Annotated in this window: 12 protein-coding genes; 10 read left to right on the plus strand and 2 right to left on the minus strand. The window is 55.0% G+C overall.

Features of this window, described 5'->3' with window-relative positions:
- Positions 1–832 (minus strand): calcium-binding protein (locus JWS10_RS05155; RefSeq protein WP_299505310.1); only part of this gene is annotated, 832 nt, incomplete at its 3' end.
- 465 nt (positions 833–1,297) lie between these two features.
- Positions 1,298–2,062 carry a LytTR family DNA-binding domain-containing protein gene (locus tag JWS10_RS05160; protein WP_299505311.1) on the minus strand — a complete coding sequence of 255 codons (765 nt, stop codon included), beginning with the start codon at positions 2,060–2,062 and terminating at the stop codon, positions 1,298–1,300.
- A 736-nt stretch (positions 2,063–2,798) separates the two neighbouring features.
- Here JWS10_RS05160 and JWS10_RS05165 point away from each other — a divergent pair.
- From JWS10_RS05165 to JWS10_RS05210, 10 genes are all read left to right on the plus strand, one after another.
- Complete coding sequence (locus tag JWS10_RS05165; protein ID WP_299505313.1) at positions 2,799–3,398, plus strand: Hint domain-containing protein; 600 nt, start codon at positions 2,799–2,801, stop codon at positions 3,396–3,398.
- A complete protein-coding gene (locus tag JWS10_RS05170) occupies positions 3,398–3,637 on the plus strand; it encodes a hypothetical protein (protein WP_299505314.1) in 240 nt (79 codons plus the stop codon). The genes JWS10_RS05165 and JWS10_RS05170 overlap by 1 nt, the downstream gene beginning before the upstream one ends.
- Before the next feature lie 21 nt (positions 3,638–3,658).
- Positions 3,659–4,291, plus strand: a complete 633-nt coding sequence (locus JWS10_RS05175; protein WP_299505315.1) for a DUF6778 family protein — start codon at positions 3,659–3,661, stop codon at positions 4,289–4,291.
- Positions 4,292–4,455: 164 nt separating this feature from the next.
- Entirely contained in the window at positions 4,456–4,914 is a 459-nt protein-coding gene (locus JWS10_RS05180; RefSeq protein WP_299505317.1) for a hypothetical protein, read from the plus strand.
- A complete protein-coding gene (locus JWS10_RS05185; protein ID WP_299505319.1) occupies positions 4,914–5,396 on the plus strand; it encodes a hypothetical protein in 483 nt (160 codons plus the stop codon). The genes JWS10_RS05180 and JWS10_RS05185 overlap by 1 nt, the downstream gene beginning before the upstream one ends.
- Before the next feature lie 160 nt (positions 5,397–5,556).
- Entirely contained in the window at positions 5,557–6,654 is a 1,098-nt protein-coding gene (locus JWS10_RS05190) for a polysaccharide biosynthesis/export family protein (RefSeq protein ID WP_299505322.1), read from the plus strand.
- Positions 6,655–6,657: 3 nt separating this feature from the next.
- Positions 6,658–7,284: a hypothetical protein gene (locus tag JWS10_RS05195; RefSeq protein ID WP_299505324.1), complete on the plus strand. Its 627-nt coding sequence runs from the start codon at positions 6,658–6,660 to the stop codon at positions 7,282–7,284.
- Complete coding sequence (locus JWS10_RS05200; protein ID WP_299505326.1) at positions 7,281–7,526, plus strand: hypothetical protein; 246 nt, start codon at positions 7,281–7,283, stop codon at positions 7,524–7,526. Before JWS10_RS05195 ends, JWS10_RS05200 begins: the two co-directional genes overlap by 4 nt.
- A gap of 40 nt (positions 7,527–7,566) precedes the next feature.
- Positions 7,567–8,178, plus strand: coding sequence for a hypothetical protein (locus JWS10_RS05205; protein ID WP_299505328.1), 612 nt, complete (start codon positions 7,567–7,569; stop codon positions 8,176–8,178).
- Between the two features lie 476 nt (positions 8,179–8,654).
- Entirely contained in the window at positions 8,655–9,245 is a 591-nt protein-coding gene (locus JWS10_RS05210) for a mechanosensitive ion channel family protein (protein WP_366943515.1), read from the plus strand.
- The last annotated feature ends 287 nt before the right edge of the window (positions 9,246–9,532 follow it).

Consider the following 9,532-nt stretch of genomic DNA (forward strand, 5'->3'; position numbering starts at 1 on the left):
GGCCATACATTCCATCATTGCCCGCCCCGCCATCGACCGAGTCGTCGCCAAGCCCGCCCAGCATAAGGTCGTCGTTATCGCCGCCAGACATGCTGTCATATTCAGCTAAGCCGTCAATATAGTCTGCGCCGGCCTCGCCCAGCATCGTATCGCGGCCATCGCCACCGTAGAGCGTGTCATTGTCCGCACCGCCGAGCAGCGAGTCGTTGCCCGCGTCGCCGTTCAGAATATCGTTGCCCAGACCGCCGGTCAGCGTGTCGTTATCGGCACCGCCGAACAGCGCGTCATTGCCGTCACCGCCAAGGACTTGGTCATCGCCTGCATCGCCGTCGACGGAATCGTCGCCAGCGTCGCCCAAAACCAGATCGTTGCCGTTGCCGCCATAAAGCGTGTCGTTGCCATCGTCGCCGCTGACAATGTCGTTATCGTCGCCACCGAGCAGCGAGTCGTTGTCGCCGCCGCCATAAAGCGTGTCGACGCCAAGCCCGCCGAGCAACGTGTCGTTGCCAAGCTGGCCATACATTCCATCATTGCCCGCCCCGCCATCGACCGAGTCGTCGCCAAGCCCGCCCAGCATAAGGTCGTCGTTATCGCCGCCAGACATGCTGTCGTTGTCTGCACCGCCGTCCATATAGTCGTTGCCGGCCTCGCCCAGCATCGTATCGCTGCCATCGCCGCCATAGAGCGTGTCATTGTCTGCGCCGCCGAACAGGCTGTCAGCACCTAGGCCACCTTCCAGCGAGTCGTTGCCAGACAGGCCGTATAACTCGTCTCCGCTTGGGCTGCCCGTAAGGGTGTCATCTACGCCGTCAAAACCAGTGATAGTGGCCATTTGTTTTGCTCCAAAAAAAAATAACTATGCAGGAGCACAACGTCGGGCGGCGAACATGGAAAGTTAACGTTCAACCTGACGCGAATGACACCGGCGACTATTTACTGTTCAGCACGATTTAAACCGGTGCCAATCAGTGAAAAAGTCATACAACTTTCGGTTGTTGTTTTGTGTGGCGGTTGGCGTCAATTGCAGGCATTTGCCACCAACTGTTGTCACGATGCGTGAAACTATATGTGGTGTTTGTAAAAAGGCAGTGGTGCAGCTTAAATTTTAAGCGTTACTCAACTGGTGCCGTCGGGTCTACAAGACGTTGTGATTAAAGCGCGAAATTTCCCCCTTTGCGTTTGGGTGAACAGTGTTTTTGCGAATCAGCGTTATAAATCGTCGCTTCGCAAATCCGCCTTACATTTGCCATGATCTGCAATGGGGTGGCGTGAATTACAGTCACAGCTTGGCATCAAATTAGCTGTTCATGCGATCAATTGGTTTGGGCCGATACATGTTATACCATTCGGTGAATTCCGAACGCTTTGCACGCGCAACAGGAAGCCGGCGGTCATCAGCTAAAACTACCAGAAGGCGATCATATTCCTTTATAACACTGGTCACTGATTTCCATGCCACCCAACTTGATCTGTGAATGGAATAGCCCAGCGAAAGCGGCAGCTGACTTACGGCATCCTTAAGTCGGGCTCGCACAAAAAGATCTGGTTCGGTTGAAGTTGAGATAAGAATATGATGTTGATCTGAAGAGATGTAGTTTAGATCTGCAAGCTTGATAGTATGGCCTGCAATGTGGAGTTCTTGAGCATGGGCTTCCGCACCTTGCGGCAGTTCACCTAGCGAAACGGACGGTGCTCGTCCTGATGCAACGGTGGTATCGCTGCGCTCTCCTCTAACAGCCAGATCCAAGTCTGTTTCATCGACCCACGTTGTGGGGTTGAGCTTGGGCGACCTTCTGCTGTGGCGGAAGTTCCGTCTGGGAAGTAACAAAACGGCGTAAAAGACTTCTATTACGCAAAGCGTCATAAAGTTGAACCCGCACATCCAGCAGATCATGCCGTCACCCAGCTGCGCGCCGCCTAGCTGAACGGTCAGATAACCGCCGCCGTAAGCCGCCAAGATGGCCGCAGGAATAGCGACCACCGTGCAGACCATCGTTTGGACGTTCAGCTTAACGGCAACGCAACCCGCAAGAAGGTAGACCACGAACACCAAGTTGAGCATTACGACGTCCCTAGCAATGGACTCCAGTCGCGCCATCACGGGGGCGCCAGCATAAGGATTAATAAATGTCAGAGTGGACACGAGCAGTAAAATCCGAAGCTCCGAGCTGAGTAGAAAAGGTTTTAGCTGCTCCGTTTTTATATGAATCGAAGTCCCCGTCAGAAATATTAGTTTCAATATGTCCCTTCCGTCAGCGGAAACGTGCCTTCGGCGCAGATGGTGAGCGAGCGGCAACTGCTCGGAATCCGGCACTGTCTTTGTTCGACAACTGTAGCATCCCTTACATGCACCATATGCAGGACGTTTTTTCATAAGAGTCTTGAAATGCGATGTCAGCAACTGAAGACTGGAACGCCTTCGAAACAACATTCGGTGATGCATGAACTGTGGGTTGCGCCTCACAACTTTCTACAACCTTGGATTTACTAAGGAAATCGCAGAGCTAGAGCGTCATGAATCTTAGATGATTTCGGGTTTAGCGAAAAGTTTGTAAGCACGAAGCGTAGTTTCAAACGTTTCGCGCTGCTGCAGCGAATTTCAAGTAATAAGCCACCGTTGCGACTATCATCATGTTAAGTTGGAAAGGTGAGCATATATTTCCCCGATTCTGGGCGTATCAGTTGGTTCAACTCTATGCTACTGTGAGAGTGCGATTAGTGGTGCAATTTAATGAATATTCGGGCGGATGAAGGTGACACGTTAGCCTGTTATGCTCTCGATTGTGCGAGTGACTAGAATGTATAAGGTTGTGGATAGTTTAATTAGTTCTTCTTGTTCGCCTCCTAAATATCTCGCAGAGGGTATTGCTGCGGGATCGTTGATTTTAACAAGTAACGGTCTGTTAACGATTGAAGAGCTTGAGCGCGGTAGTTTACTTCAGACGCAAGACTACGGCTTGCTTCCCTTGGCAGATGTCTACTCTATTGCCTTTGATAACGATGTGGTCCCCCAGATCATGCGGATTTCTGCTGGCGTATTGGGAGCGGTGCAAGAGCTCTATCTAGGCTGCGCTCAGCATGTTGCACTGCAGCATATGTTGAGCGCAGCTCTTTTCGGCGTTCCGACGGCGCTTATTCGCATTGAAGCCCTGACCAGTGGCGATCACGTCGCCCGCGCAACCATCGAGGTTCAGCTTTACAAAATCATACTGACGAGGCGCGCGCTGATCCAAGTCAGCGGCGTATGGCTATCGTCTCATGCCGCTGATGCGACTGAAGCCCTGCCCTACCCGGAACTGGAGGGCAGCGACGCAACTACCGCTGGCGAGTGCGGTATTTTCGTTCGAAAAACTGGCGAGCGGCACGCGCGTCCCTCAAAATTGGAGGAGGCGGCTTGATGTCAGCGCCGGTTATTGTTGGCTTAGACACATCCCAAGACGTGCTCTTTGGCTCGCTTTTCATAGGCGTATTCGCGGCCGTACTTACGACGGTCGCTGCGGTTGTGATGGGTCAAAGCATCGGTGTCCTCGTTATCGCCTACCTCGGTCCGTTGTTTTTGGCGGTGGCACTTGGAGTGATCTTCAATCTGAGCCGCCAGCCATTGGGCACCCCAACACTCTCACTCAAAATTCTCTGAAAACCAGAAAGGCCGCTATAAATGTTCTCAACCCCTACCCTGTCGCGTCGCATCTTCTTGGCCGGTGCGTTTCTTCTGCTCGCCAACTGTGCTGGTAGCTTCGCTGTCGCTTACAACCCCGTCCCTGTTGAACTGGCAAAAAGCTGGTCCGTTAAAGCGGTGCGCGTTGTTGTGCCGAGCACTCTGGTGGTCAGCGAAGCCGACACCATGGTGCCGAATGCCGATATCGTGTGGCGCGCTGACCCACCGGGTGATCGTGGCACCCAAGTTGCCACCGTGCTTAAAGCCGGTATCGAACGTGGTGTCGCCAAGCTGAAGGGCCCGACGCCAGTCGTGTTTGACGTTCAGCTCACGCGCTTCCACGCGTTGACCCGTCACGCGTATCAGCGCGCACCAGCCGGCACGGGCGTTAACAGCGTGGGATTCCTTCTGACCGTCCGCAATGCCAAGACCAATGAAATCTTGATGCAGCCGCAACTGGTTGAAGCGGATATGCCAGCAGCCGTTGCCGCCAACGATGCAGCTGGCCTGTCTTACGCCCAAATTGATGCCCGCACCAAAGCTCAGATCATCTCGGTCGTTGCGAACACCGTCAGCGGGATGCTTGGGCTTGGCCCAGACGTTCGCACCAAATTCACTCGTATGGGTGGCTAATGCCGAACCACCGCAGCCGCATTTCCTTAAGCTCAAGCACACTATCTGCGTTATTTCAGAACGTGGTGCCCGCAGGCTTGTTGCAATCGGTTGCGGTGGGACCATTGCCCAGCCGTGCGCAAAGCACGTGCTGGGAACTTAACCTACCAAGCAATACCAGCGTTGTGACCAAGCAGGGCATGGTTTGTGCCAGCACTTTAAGCCCGGGTGATCGCATTGTCGCTTGCGGTGGCAGCCGCGAGATTTCGGATGTGGGTTTTCAGACCATGGTTGCGCCGATGTTCTGTATCGAACCCGGCGTCCTAAATCCCAGTCAGCCTGTAACCCTGCGCGCAGATCAGTTCATTCGGATCACCGATGCCCGCGCGTTGTCGTTGTTTGGCATCAGAACCGCGCTGTTGCGTGTTGGTGATCTAAACGGGCTTGTGGGAATTGCAGCGCTTGGAGTGATGCGCCATGTCAGCGTCACCCTTCGTCTGGCTGTCGCTGATGCGGTTTTTGTCGAAACGTTGTGGCTTGAAGCGGTGAACGAGGCAAACATCGACACCGATCCGCGGCACTTATGTCGCGATGAATCGCGGCTGTTGCTGTCAACGCCTCTGCCACCACGCGGCGCGTTCTGATGCTGTGGCGTATGCTTCAGAACGGGCTGCAACGTTTTGACGTTACGCGCAGCAACGCTTTCATGCGCACCATATGGATGTCAGACGCGTCAGAGGCTGTGCGTCCCTTGTGCACGCAGCGCTGTTCCGACTACGCAGACGGAACCACACTGATTGCTGGCAACATCGACCTGTCTGGCTATTTGTCGGACAGCAAAAGCGTGAAGCTGAACGGTCGCACCACCTTGGTGTTCCGCATCGGCCTTAACTTTGTGCAGAGCTTTCGGGCTCCTCCTGCAATGTCGGTTACTGGAAACACGCGAAAAGTCGGCGTTGAGCGCATAGGCAAACGCCGTCTTGTGCCTGTCGTCGCCAATATCACAACCAAGAGCTGCGATATCGAGGTCGATTTTCTGGAAACAGATCGTGCCTTGGAAGGACTGTTCTTGTCCTGGACTGCTATCGGATCAACGGCACCTCACAAAAGCAGATTAGCCCAGTGAGCGCTTGTGATCTTAGAACCGCCCAGTGTCAGCGTAAATGGCGCAACACCATCCTGAACGCGGCCCTTGTGGCGCAATTTTCCGACGCCGCGACGCTATACGACCTGCGTGCTGGCGCGAAATTACGACTGACGGCTGCCTTTTTTAAAAAGAATGAATTATGAAAATCTCGATCCTATCGCACTGCACCCGCAGTTTGCTGCTGGCTGCCGCCTTGTCAGGCTGCGGTTTACCGCGTGGCGGGCCTAGTCACAGCAGCGTGCTGAACGCCGAAGGCACCGAGCAAAATCCCACGGGCATCACGGTTATCGAGGTTGATCCCGCGGTTATCGCGCAGGCGAATGTCGTAGCCCCCATGTCGATCCATTCGACTTTCATGGGTAAAGGTGATTTCGCCGCCGACCAAATCGCAGCAGGCGACACTTTGGCGATTACCGTATTCGAGAACGTTGAGACGCCTTTGCTTGGCAACGCCGGGCAACGGATCTTCTCGCTGCCCGCGCTGGCTGTCGACCAAAAGGGCAACATCTTTCTGCCTTATGCAGACGAGCTTCACGTCGCAGGGCTAACCCTCGCAGGGGTGCGCGAAAAGATCAGGGTGGCTTTGGCCGACCAGACCCCCGATCCGCAGATCGTGGTAGAGCGCACTGCTGGTAATGCCGCGACAGTGTCGGTGTTGGGCACAGTGATGAAACAGGGGTTGGTGCCGCTGGAGCCACAGGTGAACCGCCTCACCACGGTGATTGCGGCGGCTGGTGGCAGCGTAGTGGACACGGCTGATACCGTTGTGACCGTGGTGCGCCAGAGCCATTCGGCAGACTTGCGGCTGGACGAGCTGATGCTTTTTGGAGATCGCGATATCGCTTTGCGTCCGGGCGACCGGATTATCTTGCGCGAAGACAAACGCACGATCTCAATATTTGGTGCGGCGGGTATGCAGGGCACGTTGAAATTTGCCGGCGGCAATTTCACCCTGTCTGATGCGCTTGCTGGTGCAGGTGGTCTGAACGGCGCGCGGGCTTATCCCAAAGGCGTCTTCGTCTATCGGATGTCGGGTGCGCCCGCGCATCCCATCGAGAAAGTCTACCATTTCGATCTTAGCAAAGTGCAGGGCACGTTCTACGCCTCGCAATTCATCATGCGGAACAAGGACGTTCTTTACGTCTCGGAAGCGCCATTCGTGAACTTCGGGCGGGTGCTTGATGCAATCCGTGGCACCACCAGCGCTGCGGAAAACTTGTCGACGATAGGGAACTAAACCATGAATATTGAAGAAATTCAGGCGATTATTCCGGTAGGTTTCTATTCCGGTCCGGCTGGGCGAAGTGAAGCTGACGAGCTTTATGTGCATGATGGCATGTCTTTGCTGTCGCGGGCTTTGGCAGAGGTGGCTGGCGCGGGCATCGCGAAAGCCGTCATCGCAATTACAGATGTTGCGCTGCCACCGCGGTGGATTTCGGCAGCCGTGCAAGCGAGCCTGCGTGATCTTGAGACACTTGGACTGCCCGCGCTTCAGACCGAAGTCATGTATCTCGGCCGCTGCGCCACGATAGATGATGCGATCGCCTGCGCGATGTCCTGCGTGACAACCCCTTGGGCGGCGGTGATCTGCCCGCTCTTGAAGGTTGGCCGTCCGGGCGGCCTGAGCCAAGTTTTGAACGCCGCACAAACCGCGGACAGCGCGGTGATCGGCATCGCTCGGACCGATTGGGAAACTGCAATCCAGCTTTGCAGTTTGACGCTTTGGGAAATCTCGCAACTACGGTTGAAGAACATTGCTCGCAAGATGACGAGCAGGTGGTTTATGCCGGGCGCGCAATTCTTCCTGTGGCACAGACGCCGCTGGATGGTTTTCCGGCCGACGCCGCTGACCAGAACGAAGCTGTGATCAGTCATTTCATCGCTAATATCGGCCCGCTGCGCACCGAGATGTTGCAGGGGCAACTGAGTGATTTTCGTTTTCCAGCGGCCCGCTTGGCGGCTTGGACAGAGACGGAGCCCTTGGCAACCGAGCCTTTGGTGCGTGTCGAGCAAGCGCCCGCACTTGGGCTTGCGCCCACCGTCGCGCAGCCGCCGCTTTTGCTGTTGCACGCGTCCGGCCCACATTTCGCCGCACAACGTCATGGATAACGCCGAGCTTGTTCGAAATTACGTCACGCCGGACTTCTCCATGCCCGACCTGACGCGCACCGATCCGACGAATACCGAAGTGATCCTGAAGGGAAACCGAAACATGCTGCTCAACATTGACGACGTGCTTCCCGAAATGATCGCGGGAGAATCTGCCATCAACAGCCCGCGGGCGTTTTCGATCCCTGTGCTTGATCTGAGGGGCGAACTGCGTCCCGCCAGTGTCGAGGTCAAAATGGGCGGGCTGATGACTGAAATCACCACGCAATATTCCTTCCGCATCGCGAAGTGGCGTGAGCTTTACGGCGAGAGGCTTGATCATTTTGATGGCTCACACAGCTATTTTGAGGTGCTGCAACCTATAGGCAATGAAGCTCAGTTACAGCCAAAACGCGACGAGATTGAAGTGGTGCGCACCAGCTATGTGCTTGAATCTGGGTTTGGAAATCTGTTGAAAGTCTGCTGGGTGATGATCGGCCAGCAAGGACCAAGCGCACTTTTGGTGGCACCCTCGGGAAAAATGCTGTCGCGCTGCCCATTGCCAAGACGCTTTCTATCGCACGGCATCAGGCTGCATTCGATCTCACGCGATATCGCCGAAGAGCTGCTCGCCATCAGAACCAGCCGCAAAGGCAACGCAGCGCGGGCGTAAGCGGTCAGCAGTGAACGCTTCGATAAAGCAAATGCAACGGAGGACCGTATGGCACCTTCCTGCAATCACGAGCCGTGACGTCCACGTCAGGCGGATGACATAGCCATGATCCGCCCTTAGGCATTACAGCGTGCATGGGTTCGCAGGTGCCGAATTTGGTCTAAAATTCAATAATTTGCCTCGCGGCAATTCGTCAGATACTCTGAATGTTATGAGCTGATCTGACACCTCATACTCACAGGTAACGAGTTCCAGCACTGGATTTATTATGCTTTCTGATAGCCTTGCCTCAGCACCCGACCTCGACGCGTTCCCTGTGCATAAAAGACAGCGTGCCTACGGCGAGCAACGCTCTTTGTCTCTAGCGGTTGTGATGCGTGGTCTTTCAGTTTTTCTCTGGGCATGTGCTTAGACCATCGGAACATGGGCATGCCGAAGGGGCCGGGGTTGCTATTGGTTTTGGTGCGCAGACCGTGGTGAAAGACATGATCTCGGGCGTATTCTACATGCTCGACGATGCCTTCAGGATTGGCGAATACGTACAGAGCGGCAGCTACAAGGGAACCGTGGAGTCTTTTTCCATCCGATCGGTCAGGCTGCGCCACCACAGAGGCCCTATTTTCACCGTTCCGTTCGGCGAACTTGGCGCCGTGCAAAACATGAGCCGCGATTGGGCGAAGGATAAGTTTCTGATTTCGGTGACCTACGATACCGATCTGGAAAAGGTTCGCAAAATTGTCAAAAAGGTCGGCGCCGAACTGCTGCTCGATCCGGAGTTTGGGCCGTTTTTCATCGAGCCTTTGAAGATGAAAGGCGTTGAGGAGTTTGGCGAATACGGAATGAGCATTGGCTTTGGCATGATGCTAAAGCCGGGAGGTCAACAGTCTGTGATCCGACGCCGTGCCTTTGCGATGATCCGCGAAGCTTTCGCCGCAGGCGGGGTCGAATTCTCGTCGCCAACAGTGCAGGTGGCCGGTGGCGATTCGGATGCAGCAGCTGCGCTTGCAGCCAAACAGGCGATGGATCGAAGGGTGCTGATGGCCAACGCCTCAGAGACCACCGCGTAGATATTCCGGCACATTCGGACACTAGATTTGCAGCGTCTGCGTGGCGTTCTGCAGGCCGACAGCCAGTCGGCAGTCATGGCCAGAGCACTGCGACCATTTGGTTCCCCTGCATTTAATTGTCAATTTTGGGAACGTTGTGAGGTCTGCACAGTTTTCCGGTCAGCGCATCTCTGCGTCATCGAAACATACATCAACTGGAGATGATGATGAAAAAACTTATGCTTTCCACGGCGGTTTTTACCGCTCTTGCGGGTTCGGCTTTCGGGCAGGACGCAGGCAGCATGTTC

The sequence above is a fragment of the Cypionkella sp. genome (assembly GCF_028290025.1).
Lineage (GTDB): Bacteria > Pseudomonadota > Alphaproteobacteria > Rhodobacterales > Rhodobacteraceae > Cypionkella.